Origin of the sequence: Allosalinactinospora lopnorensis (genome assembly GCF_000981225.1) — a bacterium.
GTDB classification, from domain to species: Bacteria; Actinomycetota; Actinomycetes; order Streptosporangiales; family Streptosporangiaceae; genus Allosalinactinospora; species Allosalinactinospora lopnorensis.
On record NZ_LAJC01000051.1, the window covers coordinates 1 to 26,379 of the forward strand.

The window sequence follows — 26,379 nt, forward strand, 5'->3', positions numbered from 1 at the left end:
GTGGACGGCCCGGCGCTGCCCCGACTTCGCGGCCGCGGCGCGCGAGGCCGGGCACGGCCTCGGCGGCGACCCGCACCCCTCCACCGACCCGCCTCCCGCCCGGTGGATTCTCGACAATCTCCCCGTGATGACGGATCTCGCCCAGCGGTCGCGGATTCCGCGGGAGGAGGCCGGCGGCCCCGAAGGGTGGGTGTACCGGCTGGCCATGGCCACCGACAGGTTCTTCCGGGCCTACGGGCACAAGGCGGAGCGCTTCGCGTTGGTGCGGCTGGGGCTCATGGACGCGCGGGCCTGCGGTGACCCGGGCGCGCAGGTGCGGATGTACCTGCAATGGGGGACGGCCCATTTCGACCACGGCCAGTTCACGGCCGCCTTCGTGAAGTTCCAGCGGGCGCTGAGTCTGGCGGATGAGCGTCTGGAGGGGGCCCAGCGGGGAGGCGGCGAGGCCGAAGCGCTGTACGAGATGGGGGCCGCGCTGGAAGGCCTCGGGCTCGTCCAACGAGAACGGGGCCGACCGGCGCGGGCACTGGACCACCTTCGCCGCTCGCACGAGTTCTTCGTCGAGCTCGGCCGCGCGCTCGATCGCGCTGAGCCTGGTGCACCAGGGGCGGGGGCTCGCCGAGCTCGGGGAGCTGGACGAGGCGCTGGCGTGCTTCCGGCGGGTGCGCGAAGGGTTCGAGGGGCCGGCCGCGGAAGGCGGGCACGCCCCGGTGGACGAGGGCGAGCTCCTGTTGGGCGAGGGCGGTGTGCTGCTGAGAGCGGAGCGGCGGCGGGAGGCCGCGACCGTCCTGGAACAGGCGCTGCTGAGGTTCCAGGAGACGGGGCGCCCCTTCGAGGAGGCCCGGGCCCTCGAAGCCCTGGCGGAGGCCGAGGACGCCCCTGAAGCCCGCTCCGAACGGCTGCGCGCGGCGCTGGCCCTCTTCGAGAGGCTCCACCACGAGAAGGCCGCTGGCAGGGTGCGGGAGAAACTCGCGGGGCCGCGGGAAGACTGACCGCCGGCGGCGAACGCGACGGTCGCCGCCTGCTCAGCGGTGATGGTCAGCGGGCCGAGCGACGCGAGTCGCCGCGCGGTACTCGTCGACCGGGACTTCGGAAAGCGGCCGGTTCGCGCCGCGCGGAGGAGTCCCCGGGAGAGGGCCGGCGCGGCAGGTGGAGCGGGCCCCGCATGCGGCGGCGTGTGAAGGTCGGCAGGGCCCGGCATGATGGGGGTGTCGGCGAGGCGGGAGGGAGCTGCGTGACGACTGCGCGAACCGGGCGGGGCGGTCCGGGCGGGTCCGGTGCCCGGTCGGCGGTGCTCGAAGGGGTGCTGGAGCGGATCACCTACGCCAACGAGGAGACCGGGTACACCGTCGCCCGGATCGACGACGGGCGGGGAGGAGAACTCACCACGGCGGTCGGGGCGCTGCTCGGGGCGCAGCCCGGAGAGTCGCTGCGGATGGAGGGGCGCTGGGGCTCGCACCCCCAGTACGGGCGGCAGTTCATGGTGGACAACTACACGACCGTCCTGCCCGCCACCGTCCAGGGCGTGCGCCGCTACCTCGGGTCGGGGCTGGTCAAGGGGATCGGCCCGCGGCTGGCTGAGCGGATCGTCGGCCACTTCGGGGTGGAGGCGCTCGACGTTATCGAGGAGACCCCGGAGCGCCTCATCGAGGTGCCCAACCTGGGCCCGAAGCGCACCAGGCTGATCGCCGAGGCGTGGGAGGAGCAGAAGGCCATCAAGGAGGTCATGGTCTTCCTCCAGGGGATCGGGGTCTCGACCTCGCTGGCGGTGCGCATCTACAAGAAGTACGGCGACGCCTCCATCAGTACGGTGCGCAACGAACCGTACAAGCTGGCCACCGATGTCTGGGGGATCGGGTTCAAGACCGCCGACACCATCGCCCAGTCCGTCGGGATCCCGCACGACAGCCCGCAGCGCGTCATGGCCGGTATCCAGTTCACCCTCTCGGAGTCCACCTCGGACGGCCACTGCTACCTGCCGGAGGAGCGGCTGATCAGCGAGGCCGTGAAGATCCTCCAGGTCGGCTCCGGGCTGGTGATCGAGTGCCTGGCCGCTCTGGTGGCCGAGGAGGGGGTGGTGGCGGAGAAGGTGCCCGGACCCGACGGGGAGGCGCACACCGCCGTGTATCTGGTGCCGTTCCAGCGGGCCGAAGCCGCGCTCGCGGCGCAGCTGCGTACCCTGCTCAGCAGCCCCGAGGACCGCATGTCGGCTTTCGCCGGCGTCGAGTGGGACAAGGCTCTCGGCTGGCTGGGGAACCGCACCGGCACCGACCTGGCCGCGGAACAGGAGGCCGCCGTCAAGCTGGCCCTCACCAGCAAGGTCGCGGTGCTCACCGGCGGCCCGGGCTGTGGAAAGTCGTTCACCGTCGCCTCGATCATCGCGCTCGCCGCCGCCAAGCAGGCGAAGATCGTCCTTGCCGCACCCACCGGACGGGCGGCCAAGCGGCTCACCGAGCTCACCGGGCACGAGGCGTCCACGGTGCACCGGTTGCTGGAGCTCAAGCCCGGGGGTGACGCCTCCTACGACAGGGACCGCCCGCTCGACTGCGACCTGCTCGTCGTGGACGAGGCGTCCATGCTCGATCTGCTGCTCGCCAACAAGCTGGCGAAGGCCGTTCCTCCGGGCGCGCACCTGCTGCTCGTCGGCGATGTCGATCAGCTTCCCTCAGTGGGGGCAGGGCAGGTGCTGCGCGATCTGCTCGCGACCGACGGCGGCGACTCTCCGATTCCCAACGTGCGGCTCACCCACGTCTTCCGGCAGGCGCAGCAGTCCGGGGTGGTGGCCAACGCGCACCGGGTCAACACCGGCAAGCCTCCGCTGCTGGAGGGCATGACCGATTTCTTCCTTTTCCCGTGCGACGATGCCGAGCAGACAGCGGAGCTCACCGTGGACGTGGTCGCCAACCGCATTCCGCGCAAGTTCGGTCTGGACCCGCGCCGCGACGTGCAGGTCCTCACCCCCATGCACCGCGGTCCGGCGGGAGCGGGCAATCTCAACACGCTGCTGCAGGGCGCACTCACCCCGTCCCGGGACGGGGTGCCGGAGCGGCGGTTCGGCGGCCGGATCTTCCGGGTCGGGGACAAGGTCACCCAGATCCGGAACAACTACGAGAAGGGTGCGAACGGGGTATTCAACGGCACGCTCGGTGTCATCACCGGAATCGACTCCGACGAGCAGCAGGTCGCCGTCCGGACCGACGAGGACGAGGACATCGGTTACGACTTCGCCGAACTCGACGAACTCGTGCACGCCTACGCCGTGACCGTGCACCGTTCCCAGGGCAGCGAGTACCCCGCCGTTGTCATACCGGTAACGACCAGCGCGTGGATGATGCTGCAGCGCAACCTGCTCTACACCGCGATCACCCGGGCGAAGCGGCTGGTCGTGCTGGTCGGCTCGCGCAAAGCCGTCGCCCAGGCGGTGCGGAACGCCACCGCGGGACGGCGGAACACTGCTCTGGCGCACCGGCTGCTCGGGTCCTGACCGTTGAACGGCCGGCGAGGGGACGGTCGGTTCGGGATGACCGGTAAAACCGGTTGTTCAAAAGACACATATATTCGTTGCTCATTCAACCGTTTCTCGGCTTCTGGGTGAACCAGGTCTTCAAGTCCTCGTTCTGCCTGATAGTCGGGAATTACCGGAAGATTTCGTACTGACGGACAAATGAATTTGGTCCGGGGATCCCCTACCGTGGATGTGATGGCCGTGTGGGGCCCCGCCCCCTCCAGGTCTCGCAGGGCCATGGCCCGCATCGCGCCTGTTCTATCCCCGGGCGCGGATACGGGCCGTATGCGGGAACCGCCGCCGCTGAGGCGCCCTAACCGCCCCCAAGGCGCCGAGGAATTGGGAGAGCGGCGGTTCCCTGCACGTTCGCTCCCGCTTACCGCATGTTTTTGAATTCCCACCCCATTGTCGTCTGGGTGTCAATAGGCTCACCTCATGGCGCTGAAACCGGGGCGGAATCCGCGGAGCGGGCACGGCGGGGATTATTCGCCGGCCCGTGCCCGGAACGCCGCGCCCTGGGACCGCGGATCCTTCCTCCGTGGTGCGACCGGCCCGGCCTCACCAGGCGGTCGCAGCTCAGCCGACTTCCCTGGACGCTGACGCTCTTCCCACTCCCCCCGAAGAGCGTCAGCCCCTCGGGCGCCGGTCAGAACCGGCGCCCGAGGCCTTCCGGCGCCGGACCGCGCAGGGGGGCGTGCGGATGACCGGTTTCGGTCATCGGGGTCATCCGGCCGGTCTGGCGCGGTGCATGACGAGCTTGGCGCAGGTCACGACGATACCGGCGGTGTCGCTGCCGAAGGAGAAGTCCAGGTGCATCGAGTCGGGGTCGTGCTGTGACCGGATCTCCGTCACCTCGGCGCCCGGCCAGGGCGCCGGGTTCTCGTCGTAGAAACTGAAGTTCGTGACGCCTTCGAGGACGATGTTGTAGTCCAGGGCCGTGCCGACGCTCATGGTGCGCAGCGTAATGGTGACGTAGTGCCCGGGGGCGTCGACCCAGATACCCCGCAGAGAGGCCCCTTTCAGGGCGTCGAGTGCCGGCATGCGCGTACCCCCTGTTTTCGTGACGGCGTCCGGCGGACCGTGCCGTCAACGTGCCGTCGTTGCCCTATCTCGACACCGTACCGACCGGTTCGGGCGATTCCTCCGGCCGGATGCGGCTCTCAGTGTGTATCGGCGCGGCCGTGCGCCCCGGGCGGGCGAGTACCGGCGATCGGGGCGGCGAGCGCCGTTGGGGGATGGAATACCGCTTCACCTGATAACACATCAATATTCGGGTGATAGACGGTAGGATACGCCGTGATCAAGAAGCGATGGAAATGACCCGGCTCGTTTGCGGACATCCGGATCAGGGGATTAGCGATGTCGGCGGCCGGGGTTCTCTCAGGTCGGCACACCCCTCATCGCGGGCCCCGGCCCGCGCGTTCAGCTGGAAAGGCAGGCGTTCGTGGGTACCCTCTCGTCGATCCGCGGTTCCTTCACGGCGACTCCCGCCGAGGCCATCGGCCGGTTGCACAGCTACCTGACCGCCGCCGGCATGCGGCGGCTCTACGCCGCCGATCGGACGACGATCGCGCTGTTGTCCGTCCGCGAGGGTCTCACCGTGTGGTGCATGCACGGCCGGTTCCAGTGGCGCGACGAGGACGGAAGACAGATCACGCACCCCGCCGCGGACCCCGAGGGCGCCGCGCGGTGGATCACCGGGCAGGACAACCGCAGGACGCTCAACGCCGCCGCGTAGCGTTTGAAACGCCGCACGCCGCGGCCGGGCGGTTACCGTTGTTCCTCGTGACAGGAATCCAGATCGTCGTCGGCGCGGCCATCATCCGCGAGGGTGCCCTTCTCGCGGCCCAGCGTGCGAGCCCACCGCATGCGCGCGGCCGCTGGGAGCTGCCGGGCGGAAAGGTCGACCCCGGCGAAGCCGACACCGAAGCCCTGGTCCGGGAGTGCCGCGAGGAACTCGGAGTGCGGATCCGGCCGCTGCGGCGAATCGGTGAGGATGTGGCCTTCCCGGCCCGCCCCGGTGCGCCGGCGGCCGTGCTCCGGGTGTGGACCGCCGGCCTCGTCGACGGCGAACCGGTGCCTCTGGAGCACCTCTCCCTGCGCTGGCTGAAGGCCGACGCGCTCACCGACGTCGACTGGCTGCCGGCCGACATCCCGTTCCTCGACGACATCAGGCCGCACCTGCTGAGCTGAGGGACAAGAGGGCGGCGCGGCCACCCGGCCCCTCGTTTCCGCAGAGCTCGGGCGCCAAGGCATAAACTGATGGACGGCCGCGGGAGTCGCGGCTCTTCCCTCCAGATGAGATCGAGACCTTCGCATGTCCAGCGCCATGCCTGTCGCAGGCTCCGCCCGTCGGACTGACCTCCGCAACGTCGCCATCGTCGCCCACGTCGACCACGGCAAGACCACGCTCGTGGACGCAATGCTGTGGCAGTCCGGGGCCTTCCGTGCCAATCAGGACGTCGACGAGCGCGTCATGGACTCCAACGACCTGGAGCGCGAGAAGGGCATCACGATTCTCGCGAAGAACACGGCGGTGCATTACACGACGCCCGAGGGCGAGGACGTCGTCATCAACATCATCGATACCCCCGGCCACGCCGACTTCGGCGGTGAGGTGGAGCGGGGACTGTCCATGGTGGACGGTGTCGTCCTGCTGGTGGACGCGAGCGAGGGCCCGCTGCCGCAGACGCGGTTCGTGCTGCGCAAGGCACTCGCGGCGAAGCTCCCGGTGATCCTGGTGATCAACAAGGTGGACCGGCCCGACAGCCGTATCGCCGAGGTCGTCGACGACACCTACGAGCTCTTCATGGACCTCGACGCCGACGATTCCCAGATCGACTTCCCGGTCGTATACGCCTGCGCCCGCGACGGCAAGGCCTCCTTGGAGCGGCCCGCCGACGGCGAGGTTCCGGCCGGCGACGACCTGACCCCGTTCTTCCGGGTGCTGCTGGAGACGATCCCGGCTCCGGAGTACGTGCCGGGCGCCCCGCTGCAGGCGCACGTCACCAACCTCGACGCCTCGCCGTTCCTCGGCCGGATCGCGCTGTGCCGCGTTCACCAGGGCGAGATCCGCAAGGGCCAGCAGGTCACGTGGCTCAAGGGCGACGGCAGCGCGCGGCAGGTGCGGATCACCGAGCTGCTGATGACGGAGGCGCTCGACCGCAAGCCCGCGGAACGGGCCGGGGCGGGCGATATCATCGCCATCGCCGGGATCCCCGACATCATGATCGGTGAGACCCTCGCCGACCCGGACGACCCGCGTCCGCTTCCGCTCATCACGGTCGATGAGCCGGCGATCTCGATGACGATCGGAACCAACACCTCACCGCTGGTCGGCAGGGTCAAGGGGGCCAAGGTCACCGCGCGGCTCGTGAAGGACCGGCTCGACCGCGAACTCGTCGGCAATGTCAGCCTGCGCGTGCTGCCGACCGAGCGTCCGGACACCTGGGAGGTGCAGGGCCGCGGCGAGCTCGCGCTGGCGATCCTGGTGGAGCAGATGCGACGCGAGGGCTACGAGCTGACCGTGGGCAAGCCCCAGGTGGTCACCCGGCAGATCGACGGCAAGCTGCACGAGCCCGTCGAGCGGCTGACCGTGGACGCGCCCGAGGAGCACATGGGCGCCATCACCCAGCTGCTCAGCGTGCGCAAGGGGCGCATGGAGCAGATGACCAACCACGGAACCGGCTGGGTGCGGATGGACTGGCTGATCCCCTCCCGAGGCCTCATCGGCTTCCGTACCGAGTTCCTGACCGAGACACGCGGTTCCGGCATCGCGCACCACGTGTTCGAGGGGTTCGAGCCGTGGTTCGGCGATCTGCGCACCCGTCCGAGCGGGTCGATGGTGGCCGACCGCAGCGGCCAGGCCATGACGTTCGCGATGTTCAACCTGCAGGAGCGGGGGACCCTGTTCGTCGAGCCGGGAACCGAGGTCTACGAGGGCATGGTCGTCGGTGAGAACTCGCGCGCCGACGACATGGACGTCAACATCACCAAGGAGAAGAAGCTGACCAACATGCGCTCGGCCACCGGCGACGAGTTGGAGCGCCTGGTGCCGCCGCGCAGGCTCTCCCTGGAGCAGGCCCTGGAGTTCTGCCGCGAGGACGAGTGCGTGGAGGTCACGCCCGAAGCCGTACGCATCCGCAAGGTCATCCTCGACCACAAGGAGCGCGGCCGCATCGCCGCGCAGAAAAAGCGGAGCTGACGGAATGCGACTGCCCGTGTGCGTGGGGCTATGGCGGGGAACGACGACCATGTCGGCGGCCAGCGGCGGGCGACATGCGGTGATTGGCCGGGAAACCGTGGCGTTCCCCGGTCGGCGACTCTAGCCTGGGACTTCAGGGCCCAGTGATCGACCGGTACGTCGGACCTCCGCTCAGGGCCGAAGGACGTTCCTGCGATACCCGCTGCCGTACGGCAGCGGCTTCTCGCCCGTCCCTGTGCAGGGAGGCGAGGGCCGCGTCCTGAGCAGCGACCGCGGGGTGACGCATCGGGAGAGCAGCAGAGGGGAGGGAGCGCGGATCCGCCCTCGGCTACGCCGAAGGTCCCCTCCGCGCACGTCTGATGGCAGAGCCGCACGCCGTCGTGGTCGGAAGCGGTATCGGTGGGCTGACCGCCGCGCTCGCCCTCCACCGCAAAGGGTGGGCCGTGACCATCTGCGAGCGGGCTCCGGTCACCGATCCCCTCGACCTCGCGCTGGCCATCGCCCCCAACGCGCTGCGCGGTCTCGACGCGCTCGATGTCGGCACCGCCGTCCGCAAGCAATCGGCCCGGCACGGTGTCGCCGCGCTCCGGCGTAAGGACGGCAGGTGGATCGTGCGGACCGGGCCCGCGGAAGCCGAGGAGCGCTTCGGTGACTCCGTGCGCGTGCTGCGCTACGCCGATCTCAAGGACATCCTGCTGGAACAGTTGCCCGACGAGGCCCTGCGTACCGCGACCACCGTCACTAGTGTCGAACCGGGCGACACCCGGCAGTTGGCCCGGGTGCGTACCGAATCCGGGGAGCTGAACGCGGACCTCGTGGCAGTGGCCGACGGGGTGCGCTCGACCGTCCGGCCGGCGCTGTTCCTGGAGCATCCCGGGGCGGTCTACGCGGGGTTCACCTGCTGGCACACCATTGTTCCGTGGCCGAGCGAGTACCCCCTGGAGTGCGGCGAGAGCTGGGGAGCGGGCGGTGTGGCCGGGGTGCTGCCGCTCATCGACGACACGGTGTACTGCTACGCGACCGCCAACGTTCCGGCCGGCGGGACCGCCAAGGACGAGAAGCGGGAACTGGCGCAGCGGTTGCACGACTGGCACTCGCCCCTGCCGGAGCTGTTCGCCTCCGCCCGGCCGGAATCGGTGCTGCGCAGCGACATCTGGCATGTCGACACCCCTCTGCCCGCGTACCACAAAGGGCGGGTGGCGCTGCTCGGCGACGCCGCGCACGCCATGACACCCAACCTCGGGCAGGGCGCCGCCCAGGCGATCGAGGACGGTGTGGTGCTGGCCCAGCACGTCAACGGTTCCATGGCCTATGTGCCGACTGCGCTGCAGTCCTACACCGACGCCCGGCTACCGCGCACGGCGGCCCTGGTCCAGCGGTCGGCGCAACTCGCGGAGGCGGTCCAGAGCGACTCCTCGTTCGTCAACGGTCTCCGGGACACCGCGGCGAGCATCGCCGGCCGGGTCGCTCCCGGGCTGCTGGGGCGCTACGTCCGGCCGATCGACGACTGGCGCCCGCCCGGGTGAGCGGGTACGCGGGCTGAGGGGGCCGGCTCCGCCGGAAGCGCGGCACGGTGCTCCCGGCCGAAAGGCGACCGCTGCCTAAGGGGAAACCCCGACCAGGATCCGGCGTAGGCGTTTCACTGTGGCCGGTCGCCGCCGGTGCGGGAAGATGGCGTTATGCGAATCCGGCACGCGCTCATCGCCGGTGGCGGGATCGGTGGTCTGGCCACCGCTCTTGCGCTGCATCGGCAGGGGTGGACGGTGACCGTCGTGGAACGGGCGGTCTCGCTGGCACCGGTCGGCGCCGGGATCGGCCTGGCCCCGAACGCGGTCCGGGCCCTGCGGGAGTTGGGGGTCGCCGACGAGGTACGCGCATGTTCGGCCAGCCACGAGGGCATGGGGATCCGGCACCCAAGCGGCCGCTGGCTGGTGTTCGTCGACGAGGAGAAGGCCCGGCGGCGTTTCGGGGAACCGTTCGCCGTGCTGCACCGCGCCGATCTGGTCCGCATCCTCGCGGACCGGCTTCCGCCGGAGACGCTGCACCTCAAAACGAGGGTCGAGGGGGTCGAGACGGGGACCGGGGAGCGGCCCGCCCGGGTCAGCACATCCCAGGGGGACTTCGACGCCGACCTCGTCGTCGCCGCGGACGGGTTGCGTTCGGGGCTGCGCTCCCGGCTCTTCCCCGCCCACCCGGGGCCGGTCCACGCGGGGTTCACGGCGTGGCGGATCGTGGTGCCGGCGCCCGGGTGCGGGCTCCTCGCCTCGGAGACCTGGGGGAACTCCGGGGTCGTCGGCGTTCTGCCCATGGCCGAGGGCCGGGTCTACTGCTACGCCACCGGTGTCATGCCTCCGGGGAAGCTCTTCGAGGACGAGCGGGCCGAGACGCTGCGGCGCTTCGGCGACTGGCACGCGCCGATCCCCGATCTCTTCGCCGCGGCGGCTCCGGAGACCGTACTGCGCAACGACGTCTTCCACCTTGCTCGTCCGCTGCCGAGCCTCCACCGGGGCCGCGTCGCGTTCTTGGGGGACGCGGCGCACCCGATGGCCCCCAACCTCGGCCAGGGCGCCTGCCAGGCGATCGAGGACGCGGTGGTCCTGGCACACGTCGCCGGCGACGGCACGGACATCCCGAGGAGGGTGTACGACTACACGGCCGCCCGGCTGGAGCGGACAACGGCGATGGTCCGGCGCTCGGCCAAGGTCGGCGCGATGGTGCACCGCGACTCGCCCGCCGCGGTGCGCACGCGCTGGACTCTGGCCGCCGTGGCGGGACGGCTGCCTTTCGGGGCGACCGCCCGATCCCTGCGGCCGATCACCGGCTGGCACCCGCCACGGCTGGGAGGCGAGCCGGGGACCCCTGGCCGGTGATCCCCGCGGCTCCCTGCTACTCCTCCGCCTCGCGGCCGGGGCGGGTGTTGGGGACCATGGGCGTGTCGGCGCCCTTGCGCAGCCCGATCTTGGAGCCGAGCCACACCACGGGGTCGTACCGGCGGTCGGCCACCCGCTCCTTGAGCGGGATCAGCGAGTTGTCGGTGATCCTGATGTTCTCCGGGCACACCTCGGTGCAGCACTTGGTGATATTGCAGTAGCCGAGCCCGAAGTCCTCCTGGGCGATGTTCCGCCGGTCGGCGGTGTCCTCGGGGTGCATCTCCAGTTCGGCCACCCGCATGAGGAAACGCGGGCCGGAGAAGTTCTCCTTGTTCTCCTCGTGGTCCCGGATGACGTGGCAGACGTTCTGGCACAGGAAGCACTCGATGCACTTGCGGAACTCCTGCGGCCGCCCCACATCGGCCTGGTACATCCGGAAGTCGCCCGGCTCGGTCTTCGGGTCGGGGGTGAAGGACGGGATCTCCCGCGCCTTCTGGTAGTTGTACGAGACATCGCAGACCAGGTCTCGGATGACGGGGAAGGTCCGCATCGGGGTGACGATGATGGTCTCGTCAGGGTCGAACGTGGACATCCGGGCCATGCACGACAGCCGCGGCCGGCCGTTGATCTCCACCGAACACGAACCGCACTTGCCGGCCTTGCAGTTCCAGCGCACGGCCAGGTCGGGAACCTGGGTGGCCTGGAGCCGGTGCAGAACGTCGAGGACGACCTCGCCCTCGTTCACCTCCACCCGGTATTCGGCCAGCTCGCCGTCGTCGTCGCCGCGCCACACGCGAAACGTCCGCTCCGTGGCCATTACAGTTCCTCCTTCGCGGTCGCGTCCGCGGCCAGCTCGTCCTTGGTGAGGTACTTGGTGAGCTCCTCGTGCTCGAAGAGCTCCAGCAGGTCCGGCCGCAGCGGATCGACGGCCCGCTGGCGCAGCCGGACCCTGCCGTCGCGCAGGGACACCACCAGGTTGACCTTGCGCCATTCGGGGGACATGTCGGGAAAGTCGTCGCGGGTATGGCCGCCGCGCGACTCCTCCCGTTCGAGCGCGGCCCGGGCGATGCTCTCCGAGACGAGCAGCATATTCCGCAGGTCCAAGGCGAGGTGCCAGCCGGGGTTGTAGATCGTCCCGCCCTCGGATCGCACGTTGGCGACCCGGTCGCGGAGCTTGTCCAGGATCTCCAGGGCCTCCTCGATCTCGGACCCACGCCGGATGATGCCGACCAGGTCGTTCATGGTGTCCTGGAGCTCGTGGTGCACGGTGTAGGGGTTCTCGCCGGCCTCGCGTTCGAGGGGGGCGCGCGCCGCGGCGGTCGTGTCCGCCAGATCCTCCTCGGCGACAGCGGGGTGGTCGGTGCCCAGCTCGTCGACATAGGCCGCTGCGCCCAGGCCGCTGCGGCGGCCGAACACCAGCAGGTCGGACAGCGAGTTCCCGCCCAGCCGGTTGGAGCCGTGCATACCGCCCGCGACCTCCCCGGCGGCGAACAGGCCCGGCACCACCGCGGCACCGGTATCGGCGTCGACCTCGACGCCGCCCATCACGTAGTGGCAGGTGGGGCCGACCTCCATGGGTTCGGCGGTGATGTCGACATCGGCCAGCTCCTTGAACTGGTGGTACATCGACGGCAGCCGCCGGGTGATCTCACCGGCCGGCATCCGGGTGGAGACGTCCAGGTAGACACCGCCGTGCGGGGTCCCCCGCCCTTCCTTGACCTCGTTGTTGATGGCGCGCGAGACCTCGTCGCGCGGGAGCAGCTCGGGCGGCGTCGGTGGTTCTCCGGGTCGGTGTACCAGCCGTCGGCCTCCTCCTCGGTCTCGGCGTACTGGGAGCGGAACACGTCCGGCACGTAGTTGAACATGAACCGCTCACCCTCGGAGTTGCGCAGCACACCGCCGTCGCCGCGGACGGACTCGGTGACGAGGATGCCCTTCACCGATGGCGGCCAGACCATGCCGGTCGGGTGGAACTGGACGAACTCCATGTTCAGCAGGGTCGCCCCGGCGCGCAGCGCGAGCGCGTGCCCGTCGCCGGTGTACTCCCAGGAGTTGGAGGTGACCTTGAAGGACTTGCCGACGCCTCCGGTCGCCAGGATGACCGCGGGAGCCTCGAACAGCACGAACGCGCCGTTCTCCCGGATGTAGCCGAAGGCCCCGGCGATCCGGTCGCCGTCCTTGAGCAGTTCGGTGACCGTGGTCTCGGCGTAGACCTTGAGCATGGCGTCGGGATCGCCGAGTTCGACGGCGTCGGCCTGCTGCAGCTGCACGACGCGCTGCTGGAGGGTGCGGATCATCTCCAGGCCGGTGCGGTCGCCGACGTGGGCGAGCCGGGGGTACTCGTGGCCGCCGAAGTTGCGCTGGCTGATCTTGCCGTCGGAGGTCCGGTCGAACAGCGCGCCCCAGTACTCCAGCTCCAGGATGCGGTCGGCGGACTCCTTGGCGTGCAGTTCGGCCATGCGCGGGTCGTTGAGGAACTTGCCTCCGCGGATGGTGTCGCGGAAGTGCACCTGCCAGCGGTCGCGGGGGTTGACGTTGCCCAGCGCCGCGGCGGCGCCGCCCTCAGCCATGACGGTGTGCGCCTTGCCGAACAGCGACTTGGAGATGATCGCGGTCTTCTTGCCCTGCTGACGCGCCTCGATCGCGGCGCGCAGGCCGGCACCCCCGGCCCCGATCACCACCACGTCGTAGGGGAGTCTTTTTATCTCGGACATTTTCGACAGACTTTCTGTTGCATCGATACCCGGCGCGGTGCTCGCCCGCGCGAAGGGGCTGGGCGGCCGCCGGCGCCCGACGGTCGGGAGAAGGGCCTCTAGTTGAAGATCCGCAGGTCGGTGATCACTCCACTGGCGACCAGCGCCACGTAGAGATCGGTTACCGCAAGCGTTCCCAGTGTGATCCAGGCGAACAACATGTGGCGGCCGTTCAACCAGGAGATTCGCGTCCACAGCCAGTAGCGCACCGGGTGCTTGGCGAAGCTCTTCATCCGCCCGCCGAAGGCGTGCCGGCAGGAGTGGCAGCCGAACGTGTAGCAGGCGAGCATGAGCACGTTGCCGATCAGGACGAGGTTGCCCACGCCGATGCCGAAACCGCCGTCCGCGCCGTGGAACAGCGCGACGGTCGCGTCGTAGGCGTTGAGCACCGTGATGAGGGCGGCGCCGTAGAAGAAGTAGCGGTGCAGGTTCTGACCGAGCAGCAGCGGGCGGGTCTCGCCGGTGTAGCGCTCGTGCGGCTCGCGGACGGCGCAGGCCGTGGGCGCCTGCCAGATCGAGCGGTAGTAGGCCTTCCGGTAGTAGTAGCAGGTGAACCGGAAGAGCAGCAGGATCGGCAGGGTGATCGCGGCGTAGGGAATGAACCAGGGGAACTCCCACGGAACCGTGCCGAAGACGGCGGACCCCGGTTCGCAGCCGGCGGAAAGGCAGGGCGAGTAGAACGGGGTGAGGTAGTGGTACTCGCTCACCCAGTAGTAGTCCTGCTGGAACACCCGGGCGGTCGCGTAGGCCACGAATGCGGCCAGTCCCAGCACGGTGAACAGCGGGCCGAGCCACCATCGGTCCTTGCGCAGCGTCCGCTCCGGAATCTGCGCACGGCGGGGGCGCTCCGGTGGGGGAAGTGTCGATGTCATGTTCGCGGCGTCTCCATCTAGGGCGGAGGGCATACCGGCGGTGTGTGCGGTCCGGTCGCCCTCTGCCGCGTGAGCAGGCAATGCAGTTGCATCTGGAGAGCCACGTTAGGCCGGTGCGATCACGAATTCAGCAGGAAATTCCGCTGAAATGCATGTGAAAAATGCCACTCCCAATAGCTGTGAGAGTGGTTTCACGAAAAATATGGATTTTGTCTTCTATTGGGTTTTAGCGTTGTTTGTGGGTTTTTGGGGTATATGCGTGGAAAGTGAAGTATGAGGTTTTTGGTGAGGTGAAAGCCGACCGCCAATGTCGGAATCTACCGTCTGCGCCCCCACCAAGGTCCCGTTCGCGCACCGATGGGGCTGTGATCCGTACCCCACTCCCGTCTTCGCCGGTCAGCCGGGCTACTGCGGGCAGGGTCAGTCCTCGGGTGCGGCGATTACCTCAAGGTCCGCGCCGAGCTCGTCGCGGGTGAGCCCGGAGATGTGGTTCATCAGGTGGCGACGGAAGGCCTTGGCCGCGTGCGAGGGTTCGACATCCTTGCGATGCGCCAGGGCGACGGTGCGCAGCAGGCGGGGCAGGATCAGGGGGGTACCGCGCAGACCGGGCCGGTTCTTCAGCACCATGCTCGGGACGACAGCGATACCGAGTCCGGCCTCGACGAAGCGCAGGACGGCGTCCATCTCGCCGCCCTCCACCGCCAGTCGGGGCTCGAACCCGGCGGCCCGGCAGGCCTGCAGGGTGGCCTCGCGCAGGTCGTAGCCGGCCCGGAACATCACCAAGGACCGGTCGCGGAGTTCGGTGATGCGCATGGAAACGTGTTCGGAAGGCGGAGGCAGGTTCGCGGAGCTGACCACGACAAGGCTCTCCCGCAGGAGCGGCGTGGTCACGAACACGGGATCACTGCTGTGCAGCGGCAGGATGATCAGCGCGAGGTCGAGCTCGCCCTTGCTCAGCGCGCGGATCAGGTCGCGCGAACCGCCCTCGTCGATCTGCAGCTCGACCCCGGGAAAGCTGCCGTGGAACCCGGCCAGGGCGTCGGCCAGCAGCCCGCCGCACAGCGACGGCGTCGCCCCCAGCCGCACCCGGCCACGCCGCATCCCGGCCAGCTCCTCGATCTCGCGCCGGGCGGTCTGCATGTCGGTGATGATGCGCTGGGCCAGCGGAAGCAGGACCTCGCCGGCGGGTGTGAGTGTGATATTTCCCCGAGCTCGGCTGAACAGCGGAGCCCCGAGGTCCTCCTCAAGGTTGCGGATCTGCTTGCTCAGGCTCGGCTGGGCGACGCGTGAAACCTCTGCTGCGCGGGTGAAATGGCGTGTTTCGGCCACTGTGAGAAAGTATGCGAGCTGTTGGAACTGCATGCTCCATAGCTTATGGCTATCGAGACGAGCGTACCGATGACTTAGACGCTTAGTTAACTCGGTCTTAGAGTCACAAGTTGTGGCGAACAGTACCTTGACCAAGCAGCGCTCAGCGGCGCTCCAGTCCTCGGTGGCCCTCAAGTCCGCGATGGCGGTCACCGGTGGGATCCTGGTGCTCTTCCTGATCGCGCACATGTACGGCAACTTGATGGTCTTCGGCGGTCAAGAGGCCTTCGACGACTACTCGCATCACATCCGCGAGATCGGTGAGCCGATGCTCCCGCACGGCGGCGCGCTCTGGATCATCCGCGTGGTCCTGCTGGCGAGCCTGCTGATCCATGCCTACGCGGCCTTCGCGCTGTGGGCGCGCGCGAAGCACGCCCGGCCGGCCGCGCAGCGCTACGTAGTGCGGAAAAGCGCGCAGAGCCCTTCGCGCCGCTACGCGGCACAGACGATGCGCTGGGGCGGCGTCATCGTCGCGCTCTTCGTGATCTACCACATCCTGCACCTCACCACGAACCACATCGCGCCGGGCGGGGCCTCCGACAGCCCGTACGAGCGGCTGGTGAACGGCTTCCAGATCTGGTGGGTCGTTCTCAGCTACCTGATCGCGCTGCTCGCGGTCGGCTACCACCTGTGGCACGGGATCTTCAGCGCCCTGGCGACGCTCGGCGTCAACAAAGCAGGCCGGGAACGGGCGCTTCGCCTTATCGCGACCGTGGTCGCCGCCGCCATCACGGTCGGCTTCCTCGTGCCGCCGTTCTCCATTCTCTTCGGGCTGGTGAGCTAAATGACCGAGCTTTACATCGAAGGCGACCCGATCCGCGACGAAAAGGCCCCCGAAGGGCCGATCCAGGAGCGGTGGGACAAGCGCCGCTTCTCCGCGAAGCTGGTCAACCCGGCGAACCGGCGCAAGCTGTCGGTCATCATCGTCGGCACCGGCCTGGCGGGCGCATCCGCCGCCGCCACCCTTGGCGAGGCCGGCTACCAGGTCACCTCCTTCTGCTACCAGGACAGCCCGCGGCGGGCGCACAGCATCGCCGCCCAGGGCGGTATCAACGCCGCCAAGAACTACCGCAACGACGGCGACAGCATCTACCGGCTGTTCTACGACACGGTCAAGGGCGGCGACTTCCGCTCGCGCGAGTCCAACGTGCACCGGCTGGCCCAGGTCAGTGTCGAGATCATCGACCAGTGCGTGGCGCAGGGCGTGCCCTTCGCGCGCGAGTACGGCGGGCTGCTCGACAACCGGTCCTTCGGCGGCGTGCAGGTCTCCCGCACCTTCTACGCGCGCGGCCAGACGGGGCAGCAGTTGCTGATCGGCGCCTACCAGGCCCTGGAGCGCCAGGTCGCGGCCGGCACCGTGGAGATGAACACCCGGCACGAGATGCTGGAGGTCATCGTCGCCGGCGGCCGGGCCCGGGGCATCATCGCCCGCGACATGGTCACCGGTGAGATCGAGACGCACTTCGCCGACGCGGTGGTGCTCGCGACCGGTGGCTACGGCAACGTCTTCTACCTCTCCACGAACGCCATGGGCTGCAACGTCACGGCGGCGTGGCGGGCGCACCGCAAGGGCGCGCTCTTCGCCAACCCCTGCTACACGCAGATCCACCCCACGTGCATCCCCGTCAGCGGCGAATACCAGTCCAAGCTCACGCTGATGAGCGAGTCGCTGCGGAACGACGGTCGGATCTGGGTGCCCAAGAAGGGCGGCGACCCGCGTGATCCGCGGGACATCCCGGAGGAGGAGCGCGACTACTACCTGGAACGCCGCTACCCGGCGTTCGGCAACCTGGTGCCGCGCGACATCGCCTCCCGCGCGGCGAAGAACGTCTGCGACGAGGGGCGCGGGGTCGGCCCCGGCGGCCTGGGCGTGTACCTGGACTTCGCCGACGCCATCAAGCGGATGGGCCGCCCGGCCGTCGAGGCGAGGTACGGCAACCTGTTCGACATGTACCAGCGCATCACCGGCGAGAACCCCTACGAGGTTCCGATGCGCATCTACCCGGCCGTGCACTACACCATGGGCGGACTGTGGGTGGACTACGACCTGCAGAGCACCCTTCCGGGGCTGTTCGTGACCGGCGAGGCCAACTTCTCCGACCACGGCGCCAACCGGCTGGGCGCCAGCGCGCTGATGCAGGGCCTGGCCGACGGCTACTTCGTGCTGCCCAACACCGTCAACGACTACCTGGCCGACGGCCCGTTCGAGAAGCTCGACGAGAACACCCCGGAGGCCAGGGAGGCGTCCGAGACGGTCCGGGCGCGCATCGACAGGCTGCTCTCCATCAACGGCACCCGCACCGTGGACTCCTTCCACAAGGAGCTCGGCCAGATCATGTGGGACTACTGCGGAATGGAGCGCACCGAGGAGGGCCTGCGCAAGGCCATCGACCGCATTCGCGAACTGCGCGGCGAGTTCTGGCAGAACGTCAGGGTCCTCGGTTCGAACGACGAGCTCAACCAGGCACTGGAGAAGGCCGGGCGGGTCGCCGACTTCTTCGAGCTGGCCGAGCTCATGTGCATCGACGCGCTGCACCGCCGCGAGTCGTGCGGCGGGCACTTCCGAGCGGAGAGCCAGACCGAGGACGGCGAGGCGCTGCGCGACGACGACGAGTTCGCCTACGTCGCCGCATGGGAGTTCGCCGGGACCGGCGAGCAGCCGGTGCTGCGCAAGGAAGACCTGGAGTACGAGTACGTCGAGATGAAGCAGCGGAGCTACAAGTGAACATCACCCTGCGCGTTTGGCGCCAGAAGAGCCGTGACGTCGAGGGCCGGATGGTCACCTACGAGATCGAGGACGTGTCGCCTGACATGTCCTTCCTGGAGATGCTCGACGTTCTCAACGAGAAGCTCACCCTGCAGGGCGAGGAGCCGGTGGCCTTCGACCACGACTGCCGGGAGGGCATCTGCGGAGCGTGCGGTGTCGTGATCGACGGCGTCGCGCACGGCCCGGAGACCACCACCACCTGCCAGCTGCACATGCGCAGCTTCAGCGACGGCGACGTCATCACCGTCGAACCGTGGCGTGCCACGGCGTTCCCCGTGGTCAAGGACCTGGTCGTGGACCGCGGCGCGTTCGACCGGATCATCCAGGCGGGCGGCTACATCAGCGCCCCTACCGGTACCGCACCCGATGCCCACGCCATGCCGGTGCCCAAGAGCGACGCGGACCGCGCGTTCGACGCGGCCACCTGCATCGGCTGCGGCGCCTGCGTCGCCGCCTGCCCGAACGCCTCGGGCATGCTGTTCACCGCCGCCAAGGTGACCCATCTGGGCATGCTCCCGCAGGGCCAGCCCGAGCGGGAGGCCCGAGTGGTCAAGATGGTGAACCAGCACGACGAGGAGGAGTTCGGGGGCTGCACCAACATCGGCGAGTGCGCCGCGGTCTGCCCGAAGGGAATCCCGCTCGACACGATCTCCCAGTTGAACCGCGACCTGCTGGGGTCGCTGACGTCGGCGTCCTCCGAGTGAGACGTTCGCCCGCATAAGGGGGTGCAGTCCGGTGGCGGGGTCGTCCCGTGCGGGACGACCCCGCTGTTCTTCCGGGGCGTCAGGGCCGCTGGCCGAACACGTGGGCGCGAACCCAGGCGTGCATGGCGACGGCGGCCGCCGCCCCGGCGTTGATCGAACGGGTGGAGCCGAACTGGGCGATGGAGAGCACCGCCCGGCACACCTTGCGGACCTCCGGGGACAACCCGGGCCCCTCCTGGCCGAAAACCATGACGCAGGCGCGGGGGAGCGGGTAGGTCTCCAGCGGCTCCGCGCCCGGCAGGTTGTCGACGCCGATGACCGGCAGCTCGCGCTCGCCGGCCCAGCCGATGAGCGAGGCGGTGTCGGGGTGGTGGTGCACGTGCTGGTAGCGGTCGGTCACCATGGCCCCGCGCCGGTTCCAACGGCGGCGTCCCACGATGTGCACCGATCCCGTGCCGAACGCGTTGGCGGTGCGGACGACCGATCCGATGTTGAAGTCGTGCTCCCAGTTCTCGATGGCCACGTGGAACGGATACCGGCGCGTGTCGAGGTCGGCGACGATCGCCTCGTGCCGCCAGTACCGGTACCGGTCGACGACATTGCGCCGGTCGCCGCGGGCCAGAAGCTCCGGATCGTAGTGCTCGCCTTCGGGCCATGGGCCCGGCCACGGCCCCACACCGACCGCGGGCTGCTCATACGGGGGGCCGGATACGCTCTCGGATTCGGCGACCTGGTCGTTCACGACGTCAAGCCTAGTTGACCCTGCGGGAGTCAGCCGCCGAGGTTCAGGCCGCCGCTGATGTCTCTGGCTTGGATGGCGGTTCCGTGGACGTCGCCGCTGATCGTGTTGTGGACGTTGTCCCGGCCGGCGTCGAACTCGGGGCGCAGCCGCTCGATGAGCCGCCGGATCTCCGGGTCCTCGGTCCGCGCGGTGTCGAGATGCCCGGCGAGCTCTCTGACCACGACGGTGTCCTCCGCGTCGATCTGGGCTTCGGCGAGCGCCTTCTGCGCCTCGGGATGGTCGCGGAACCGTTCGAAGACCGCTTTGCGCAGCTTCTTCAGCGCCTCCCCGGCGCCCTTGGTGAGCGATTCGCCGACCTTGCCGGCGACGGCGGTGGCGATGGCGATCGTTACGTCGTCGATCATGCGGACTCCCGGGGACGGAGGGCGAGGGGCGGACCTCATCCTGCCTCAGGGCGGTCGGCGGCGCCAGAGCGTTCAGGGGGAGACGCGGCTCTCCGTCCCGCGCGGGCGCGCCAGCTGGGCGACCGCCCGCCAGCCGATGAGCGTGGCGCCGAGGAAGAGGGCGGTGACGACGAAGAAGGAGAGCTGCGTGCTGCCGCCGCCGAGCACGCGCAGCAGCATCCCGCCGACGACCGTGACGGCCCATATGAGGAGCCCGGTCGGCAGGATCCGGGCGGGAGCGCGCCAGGCCAGGGTGATCAGCCAGCCGGCGACCAGGGCGGCCAGGAACGGCCAAGCCGTCTCCGCGATGCCCGCGAGCGGGTTCCCCCTCTCGTGCTCGGCCCGGCCGGCGACAACGAAGATGAGAACGCAGAGGAGGTCCAGCGCGGCGGCCGCGGAAACCGGGATCGAACGCATGGTGCCAGATTAGGGGGCCGTTCGGGCCTGGGCGCGGCGGCCCGGCCCGACAGGTGCGCCGGCTGGCACGGGGAGGGATGGACAGAGGCGTGCCAGCCGGCCTCGCGTGACCGCTGTGCAGCGCGAGATCCCCGGCACCCTCGAAGGGATGCCGGGGATTGCTACGTGGAGTATACGAGGAGGGTCAGCTGGTTACGAGCGTGAGGTTGAACTCGTCCAGGATCGGCTCGATCGGCTGGTAGAACGTGGTCCCACCGATCGTGCAGTTGCCCGAGCCGCCGGAGGTGACCCCCTGGGCCTGGTCGTCGGCGAGCCAGGAGCCGCCGGAGTCGCCGGGCTCGGCGCAGACGTTGGTCTGCGTCAGGCCCTGGACCTGGCCTTGGGGGTACTCGACCGTCTGGTCGTGTGCCTCGATCTCGCCGCAGTGGAAGCCGGTGGTGGAGCCGGAGCGGCAGATGGACGCGCCTTCGGGCGCCTGCTCGCTGCCGGCCACCTCAAGGGTGCCGCCTTCGTAGTCGTTCACGGTCGAGGTCGGCGTCCAGTTGTCATCGGCCTCGACGAAGCCCATGTCGGTGCCCGGGAACTCCGAACCGCCGACCGTGCCCGTGCCGCTGCCGTCCTCGCTGGAGACCTCGGTACCGACATCACCGCAGTGCCCGGCGGTGGCGAAGCCGCCCTCGACGGCGAAGCCGATGGAGCAGCGCCCGGTCCCGCCGATCATGTAGGGGTCGCCACCGACGATGTCGGCGTAGAGCTCCGGCGCTTCGTCGGTCTCGGCGGCCTGGACGGCGCCGGCCTCGACACCGGTCTCGGAGACGAGGTCGTCGACCGCGTCCTCGTTGCCGCTCGTCACCTCGACGACCACGGCGTCGGCGCTGCTGTCGGCGTACCAGCCGGTGATGCCGTTGCCGAGCTGGGAACCCTGTGCGTTGAACTCGTCGACGATGGCCTCGAGCTCGTCGGTGCCGTAGGTGACGATCTCGGGGTTCGCCCCTGCGGCGGCGACCTCGTCGGTGGCGGACTCGTCGGTCACCGCGACGGTGAGCTCGCCGCTGTCGCCGTCGAAGTAGCTGCCGCCCCAGGCCTCGCCGAGCTCGGTACGGAGCTCATTGTCGATCGAGCGGGCCTCGGCCTCGTCAGCCATCCGCTGCTCGGCCTCGGCGGTAGTCAGCCCCAGGTCGCGTTCCATCGCGGCCAGCAGGTCCTGCGCCTGGTCCTGCCCGCTGCCCTGGTCGGCGACCGGCTCCTGGTCTTCGGCCGCCGCGGCCACGGTTCCCGCGGCGACCAGACCCAGCGCCAGGGCGCCGCCGCCCAGTGCTCGGGTTATGGAGGATTTTCGCAATTTCCTGCCCTTTCTTCGGGGATGTAACAAGGGCGGGATCCGCGTTAACGAGCGGGGACTCAACGCGGCTCCCTGACCGCAGGCGGGCCTTATGGGACCGGATCCGCGGCCGATGCCTACCGATTTCGGTAAACGATCCGAAACCATAGGTCATGTTCCCTGTTTGAGAACAGACCGTCTCTGAGGGTGAGATATCAGCACATGTCGAAATTGGCGGGCCCGGAGCGGGTAGGGCCGGGCATGCGGGAGAGCCGCCGCCGGACGAAATCCGAAGTGGATCAGGAAGTCGGCCGCGCGGTGCGCGTTTCCGGCCAGGTGTGCCGCGGATTCTTCAAGGGGAGCAAAGTGTCCGGATCCGGTCAAATGATCCGGTACCACACCTCTTGTGGGATCATACGAAAATGCGGGCACTTTGTGGCCGCATGTCCGGTTCTCTGGAGTTTTCGATTAGACATGTCGCTCAGACGCGCGATGCGCCGGTGTCGCCATGTCGAGCGCTCCCGGTGGAAACGAGCCCCGCTGTCGATGCCGGGTCCGTGCTGAATCCGAGAAAACTTTCGCGCCGTTCGCCGCGATACGCCTTCTTCGTCCGGTTCCCCGGGAGAGGGCGAAGCCGTGCTCGCGCGCCGCCGGCGCGGCCCCCTCCCCGCCGGCGGCGTACGCCCCGCCCGTCTCGTGCCCGGGACGGTGGGACCTCAGCGTTCGGCCGGGGTCCGTCCGAGTGCGTCGAGGAGGAAGTCCACCTGCAGGAGCAGCAGATTCTCCGCGGTCGTCTCCTCCGATGGCATGTGCGTGATCCCGGACAACGGGAGCACCACATGCGGACGGCCCGCCGAGAGCAGGGCTGTGGACAGCCGCTGGGAATGCGCGAAGACGACGTTGTCGTCGGCCAGACCGTGGATGAGCATCAGGGGACGGCTCAGTTTCGGCGCGTCCGCCAGGAGCGAGCTGCGTTCATAGGCGCCGTCCTCGTCCGGTGCCCCCAGGTAGCGCTCGGTGTAGTGGGTGTCGTAGAGCCGCCAGTCGGTCACCGGCGCTCCCGCGACCGCGGCGTGGAAGACATCGGGCCGCCGCAGCACGGCCAGGGCCGCCAGATAGCCGCCGAACGACCATCCGCGGACCGCCACACGCGTCAGATCCAGGCAGTCGAAGCGCTCGGCCGCATCGTGCAGTGCGCTGACCTGGTCTTCGAGGACCGGTGTCGCCAGATCGCGGTGGACCGCCTGCTCCCACCGCAGGCCGACTCCCGGCGTTCCCCGGCCGTCGGCGATCAGCACCGCGAACCCCTGCTCGGCGAACCATTGCGAGGTCAGGTAGGCGGGTCGGGCGTGGAGCACGCGCTGGGCGTGCGGGCCGCCGTAGGGGTCGACGAGCACCGGAAGGGGTGCTGATCCCGACTCGTACCAGGAGGGCAGGAGCAGCGCCGCCGGGATGCCGCGGTGGCCCGCTGCCCACATGCGCACGTCCGGCTCGGCGATCTCCGGTTTCTCGGCCAGGCTCGCCACCTCGATGGCGACCTCCGGGGTCCGCGCGCCCGCGCCGCGGATCACGGCCGTCCGCACCCCGTCCGACTCCAGATCCCGCCGTTGCAGGACCAGGGTGCCGCCGCGCAGCCGCCCGGCGTGCACGCCGTCGCCGGGCGCCCCTGGGAACTCCACGGGTCCGGCGGAACCCTCCCTCAGGTCCAGCAGCCACAGGGAGATCACACCGGGTTTTCCGGAGGGGGAGGCGGAGTAGAGGACGCGCTCGCCGTCGATGTCGACGACGGAGCGGATGTAGAGGTCGCGCGGCCCGACCGCGCGGCCGTCCACATAGAGGCGGCGCTCGCGCTCCCCGCCCGCCCCGGCGGCCGACTCCGGGCCGATCCACACCAGCCGCCCGCTGCCGGTGAAGGCGGGGACACCGGACATGATCTCCACCCATACGTCGTCGGTGTCCACGTGCACCTCGGTGCCGCGCCCGGTGGCGGGGTCGGCGCTGAACAGTCTCAGAACGCGCTGGTCGCGACTCTGCGCGCTGAACACCACGGTCGGGCTCTTCTCCGGGCCGGTCGCCGCCCACCCGGCGCGGACCAGGTACGGCAGGGCCCCGCGGTCCCACTCGATCCAGAGGGGGTCGACCGGCCCGGCGCCTCCGCGTTCGACCGGGAACACCGCGAGGCGCACGTCGGCGTTGGCGGTACCGGCGGCGGGGTAGGCCATGGTCTGCGGCGGTGCCTCCGGATTGCCGGGGTCCCCGATGTTCCAGCGAAGCACGGCGCTGTTGTCCACCCGGGCCGCCAGCAGCGCGGAGCCGTCCGGCGCCCACCACATGCCCCGGTAGCGGCTCATCTCCTCGGCGGCGATGAACTCGGCCAGCCCCCATGTGACATCCGACCCCTCGGGCTCGGCGGGGACCAGGACGCCGTCGCGGCCGCTGCTGATGTCGATGGTGCGGATCGCGCCGTTGCTGACGTAGCCGATGGAGTCGCCGAGTGGGGAGATCACCGGGTCGACGACCGGGCTCGCAGCGGGCAGCTCGCGGGGCGGGCCGCCGTCGCCGGCGAGGTCGGCGTAGTACAGCCGCCCGGACAGGGTGAACGCCGCGCGGGTGAACGATTCGTCGACCGTGTAGGAGACGATTCCTCCGCCGGTCTCGCGCAGCCGTTCACGGCGGGCCCTCTCCTCCGCGGGGAGGTTCCGGTCGTCCGCCCCGATCTCGCGCGGATCCGCGACGATCCGCTCGCCGCCGCTCTCCAGGTCCAGCATCCACAGGCAGGCGGCGGTGTCGGTGCCGTCCCTGCCGCGCAGGAAGGTCACCCGCCGCCCGTCCGGGGAGATGTGGAAGGCTTGGGGAACGCCGAGCATGAACCGCTGTGTCCGGGCCTGCTGCCGAGGAAAGCTCATGTGTCGATTGTGGCGCATCCTGCCGCGGGACAGCGGAACGTGGTTTTCGTGACGTGCGGTCAAAAGAGGGAGAACTCGGGCAGGGATCCGGGTATCGTCACCGGCATGGCGGATCGGCGGTTACTGCTGGTGCATGCGCATCCCGATGACGAGAGCATCGTAACCGGGGCGACCATGGCCAAGTACGTGGCTGAGGGGGTCCGGGTCACCCTGGTCACCTGCACGCTCGGCGAAGAGGGCGAGGTCATCCCGCCCGAGCTGGTCCATCTGTCGGGCGACGGTCTGGGCAAGTACCGCATCGGTGAGCTGAGCAAGGCCTGTCTGGCGCTGGGCGTGCGCGATCACCGGTTCCTGGGCGGGCCCGGACACTACCGCGATTCGGGGATGATGGGGGCGCCCTCCAACGACGATCCCCGTTGCTTCTGGCGCGCCGATGTCGAAGAGGCGGCGTACCGGCTCGCCATGATCGTCCGCGAGGTCAGGCCGCACGTCATGGTCAGCTATGACGACAACGGAGGCTATGGCCACCCCGATCACGTCCAGGCGCACCGTGTCGCCGTCCGGGCCTTCGGCAAGGCCGCCGAGCGCGCCCTGCCGGGCTCCTCCTGGCACACCCGCAAGCTCTACGCGATCGCTCAGCCCAGGTCGGTGCTCGAAGCCTCGGTCGAGCGGTTGCGGGATTCCCCGGGACCGTTCACGGCACCGGAGTCGATCCGGGACATCGCGCCCGGGGCCCCGGACCGGATCGTCACCACACGCATCGACGCCTCCTCCCAATGGCCGGCCAAGGTGCTGGCCATGCGCGCGCACGCCAGCCAGATCACCGTCGAAGGGGACCGTTTCGCCCTCTCCAACGGCATCGCCCAGGAGATCGATGCCGTGGAGTACTTCACCCTGCTGCGCGGCCCCTCCCTGCGCCCCGGCCCCGACGGGTTCGAGACCGATCTGTTCGCCTGACACCGGCCGCGGGAAGTGGCCGGCGCAGCGGAAGTCGGGGAGGCTGGGGGAAGGCCCCGGTTGGGAGAAGGAGTTCGTTCGTGTCCGTATCGTTTTCGCCCGAGTCCGCGTCGCAGGGAGCATCCGCGCAGGGCGGTCAGGGGCCGCGCGGAGCGGCGGCCGCCGCTGTCACGGTGGCCGGATACACGGTGCTGCTGGTCCTCGGCTTCGCCGCGGGGCTCGTCTGCGGCCTGGCGGCGTCCTGGCTCTCATGGCTGTGGGGGAGCGGGGCGCTCGGCATGGCCCTCGCCGGCGGGGCGCTCGTGGTCTTCCTCGGGCTGCTCTACACCGGATGCCGGGCAGCGGGCTGGGCGATGGGATCCAGGCTCGGCGCCGGTCTGCCCGCTGCGGGCTGGGTCGGGGCCGGACTCCTCCTCACCGGATTCGCACCATCCGGTGACGTGGTGATGCTGGCGACCGTGGTCAGCTACGCCTTCCTGCTCGGCGGCATCGCTGTGGTGGCCGGCGCGACGGTGCTCTCCGGGCCCCGACCGTGACCTCCCTCTCCGGG

21 protein-coding genes and 1 pseudogene are annotated in these 26,379 nt (G+C 69.6%); 12 read left to right on the top strand and 10 right to left on the bottom strand.

What is annotated here, in order from left to right; all coding sequences use genetic code 11:
• Nucleotides 1-407: 407 nt before the first annotated feature.
• Together VS93_RS17825 and recD2 are read left to right on the top strand one after the other, a co-directional pair.
• The gene (locus VS93_RS17825) at nucleotides 408-992 is read left to right on the top strand and encodes a hypothetical protein (RefSeq protein ID WP_046471046.1); all 585 of its coding nucleotides are present in this window, start codon (nucleotides 408-410) and stop codon (nucleotides 990-992) included.
• Between the two features lie 242 nt (nucleotides 993-1,234).
• Nucleotides 1,235-3,484, top strand: a complete 2,250-nt coding sequence (recD2, locus tag VS93_RS17830) for an SF1B family DNA helicase RecD2 (RefSeq protein ID WP_046471074.1) — start codon at nucleotides 1,235-1,237, stop codon at nucleotides 3,482-3,484.
• Between the two features lie 744 nt (nucleotides 3,485-4,228).
• Here the strand turns inward: recD2 and VS93_RS17835 are convergent.
• Entirely contained in the window at nucleotides 4,229-4,546 is a 318-nt protein-coding gene (locus VS93_RS17835; protein ID WP_046471047.1) for a hypothetical protein, read from the bottom strand.
• A 403-nt stretch (nucleotides 4,547-4,949) separates the two neighbouring features.
• Here VS93_RS17835 and VS93_RS31845 point away from each other — a divergent pair, with 403 nt between their 5' ends.
• The 5 genes from VS93_RS31845 to VS93_RS17860 all read left to right on the top strand — a co-directional run bounded on the left by VS93_RS31845 (nucleotide 4,950) and on the right by VS93_RS17860 (nucleotide 10,579).
• The gene (locus tag VS93_RS31845) at nucleotides 4,950-5,243 is read left to right on the top strand and encodes a hypothetical protein (protein ID WP_052745829.1); all 294 of its coding nucleotides are present in this window, start codon (nucleotides 4,950-4,952) and stop codon (nucleotides 5,241-5,243) included.
• Nucleotides 5,244-5,290: 47 nt separating this feature from the next.
• The gene (locus tag VS93_RS31850) at nucleotides 5,291-5,698 is read left to right on the top strand and encodes a (deoxy)nucleoside triphosphate pyrophosphohydrolase (protein ID WP_046471076.1); all 408 of its coding nucleotides are present in this window, start codon (nucleotides 5,291-5,293) and stop codon (nucleotides 5,696-5,698) included.
• A gap of 124 nt (nucleotides 5,699-5,822) precedes the next feature.
• Complete coding sequence (gene typA, locus VS93_RS17850; RefSeq protein WP_046471048.1) at nucleotides 5,823-7,709, top strand: translational GTPase TypA; 1,887 nt, start codon at nucleotides 5,823-5,825, stop codon at nucleotides 7,707-7,709.
• A 359-nt stretch (nucleotides 7,710-8,068) separates the two neighbouring features.
• Entirely contained in the window at nucleotides 8,069-9,235 is a 1,167-nt protein-coding gene (locus VS93_RS17855; RefSeq protein ID WP_046471049.1) for an FAD-dependent monooxygenase, read from the top strand.
• Between the two features lie 153 nt (nucleotides 9,236-9,388).
• On the top strand, nucleotides 9,389-10,579 hold the full coding sequence (locus VS93_RS17860; protein ID WP_046471050.1) for an FAD-dependent monooxygenase: 1,191 nt from the start codon (nucleotides 9,389-9,391) through the stop codon (nucleotides 10,577-10,579).
• A gap of 16 nt (nucleotides 10,580-10,595) precedes the next feature.
• On the opposite strand, the gene VS93_RS17865 is transcribed toward VS93_RS17860, so the two are convergent.
• The 4 genes and pseudogenes from VS93_RS17865 to VS93_RS17880 form a co-directional block, all read right to left on the bottom strand.
• Complete coding sequence (locus VS93_RS17865; protein ID WP_046471051.1) at nucleotides 10,596-11,396, bottom strand: succinate dehydrogenase/fumarate reductase iron-sulfur subunit; 801 nt, start codon at nucleotides 11,394-11,396, stop codon at nucleotides 10,596-10,598.
• Nucleotides 11,396-13,293 (bottom strand): annotated as a pseudogene (locus VS93_RS17870) (fumarate reductase/succinate dehydrogenase flavoprotein subunit). The gene VS93_RS17865 and the pseudogene VS93_RS17870 overlap by 1 nt, the downstream one beginning before the upstream one ends.
• 98 nt (nucleotides 13,294-13,391) lie before the next feature.
• Nucleotides 13,392-14,204: a hypothetical protein gene (locus VS93_RS17875; RefSeq protein WP_046471052.1), complete on the bottom strand. Its 813-nt coding sequence runs from the start codon at nucleotides 14,202-14,204 to the stop codon at nucleotides 13,392-13,394.
• Nucleotides 14,205-14,624: 420 nt separating this feature from the next.
• The gene (locus VS93_RS17880) at nucleotides 14,625-15,566 is read right to left on the bottom strand and encodes a LysR family transcriptional regulator (protein ID WP_046471053.1); all 942 of its coding nucleotides are present in this window, start codon (nucleotides 15,564-15,566) and stop codon (nucleotides 14,625-14,627) included.
• Nucleotides 15,567-15,645: 79 nt separating this feature from the next.
• Here VS93_RS17880 and VS93_RS17885 point away from each other — a divergent pair, with 79 nt between their 5' ends.
• Genes VS93_RS17885 through VS93_RS17895 form a run of 3 tightly spaced genes read left to right on the top strand, consistent with a single transcriptional unit; the run spans nucleotide 15,646 to nucleotide 19,043 of the window.
• Nucleotides 15,646-16,356 (top strand): succinate dehydrogenase cytochrome b subunit, encoded by a 711-nt coding sequence (locus VS93_RS17885; protein WP_082126981.1) that lies wholly within the window; start codon nucleotides 15,646-15,648, stop codon nucleotides 16,354-16,356.
• Nucleotides 16,357-18,297 (top strand): fumarate reductase/succinate dehydrogenase flavoprotein subunit, encoded by a 1,941-nt coding sequence (locus tag VS93_RS17890; protein WP_046471054.1) that lies wholly within the window; start codon nucleotides 16,357-16,359, stop codon nucleotides 18,295-18,297. It begins immediately after the preceding gene.
• Nucleotides 18,294-19,043, top strand: a complete 750-nt coding sequence (locus VS93_RS17895; protein WP_046471055.1) for a succinate dehydrogenase/fumarate reductase iron-sulfur subunit — start codon at nucleotides 18,294-18,296, stop codon at nucleotides 19,041-19,043. The genes VS93_RS17890 and VS93_RS17895 overlap by 4 nt, the downstream gene beginning before the upstream one ends.
• A gap of 79 nt (nucleotides 19,044-19,122) precedes the next feature.
• Here VS93_RS17895 and VS93_RS17900 read toward each other — a convergent pair whose 3' ends face one another.
• The 5 genes from VS93_RS17900 to VS93_RS17920 form a co-directional block, all read right to left on the bottom strand.
• Nucleotides 19,123-19,785 (bottom strand): TrmH family RNA methyltransferase, encoded by a 663-nt coding sequence (locus VS93_RS17900; RefSeq protein ID WP_046471056.1) that lies wholly within the window; start codon nucleotides 19,783-19,785, stop codon nucleotides 19,123-19,125.
• A 29-nt stretch (nucleotides 19,786-19,814) separates the two neighbouring features.
• Nucleotides 19,815-20,189, bottom strand: a complete 375-nt coding sequence (locus VS93_RS17905; RefSeq protein ID WP_046471057.1) for a hypothetical protein — start codon at nucleotides 20,187-20,189, stop codon at nucleotides 19,815-19,817.
• Nucleotides 20,190-20,261: 72 nt separating this feature from the next.
• Entirely contained in the window at nucleotides 20,262-20,645 is a 384-nt protein-coding gene (locus tag VS93_RS17910; RefSeq protein ID WP_046471058.1) for a DUF3054 domain-containing protein, read from the bottom strand.
• A 184-nt stretch (nucleotides 20,646-20,829) separates the two neighbouring features.
• Nucleotides 20,830-21,987, bottom strand: a complete 1,158-nt coding sequence (locus VS93_RS17915) for a S1 family peptidase (RefSeq protein ID WP_046471059.1) — start codon at nucleotides 21,985-21,987, stop codon at nucleotides 20,830-20,832.
• A gap of 695 nt (nucleotides 21,988-22,682) precedes the next feature.
• Entirely contained in the window at nucleotides 22,683-24,872 is a 2,190-nt protein-coding gene (locus VS93_RS17920) for a S9 family peptidase (RefSeq protein WP_046471060.1), read from the bottom strand.
• Nucleotides 24,873-24,977: 105 nt separating this feature from the next.
• Between VS93_RS17920 and mshB the strand changes: the two genes are divergently transcribed.
• Both mshB and VS93_RS17930 read left to right on the top strand, forming a co-directional pair.
• Entirely contained in the window at nucleotides 24,978-25,829 is an 852-nt protein-coding gene (gene mshB, locus VS93_RS17925; protein ID WP_046471078.1) for an N-acetyl-1-D-myo-inositol-2-amino-2-deoxy-alpha-D-glucopyranoside deacetylase, read from the top strand.
• Between the two features lie 80 nt (nucleotides 25,830-25,909).
• Nucleotides 25,910-26,365: a DUF6113 family protein gene (locus VS93_RS17930; RefSeq protein ID WP_046471061.1), complete on the top strand. Its 456-nt coding sequence runs from the start codon at nucleotides 25,910-25,912 to the stop codon at nucleotides 26,363-26,365.
• Nucleotides 26,366-26,379: the final 14 nt, after the last annotated feature.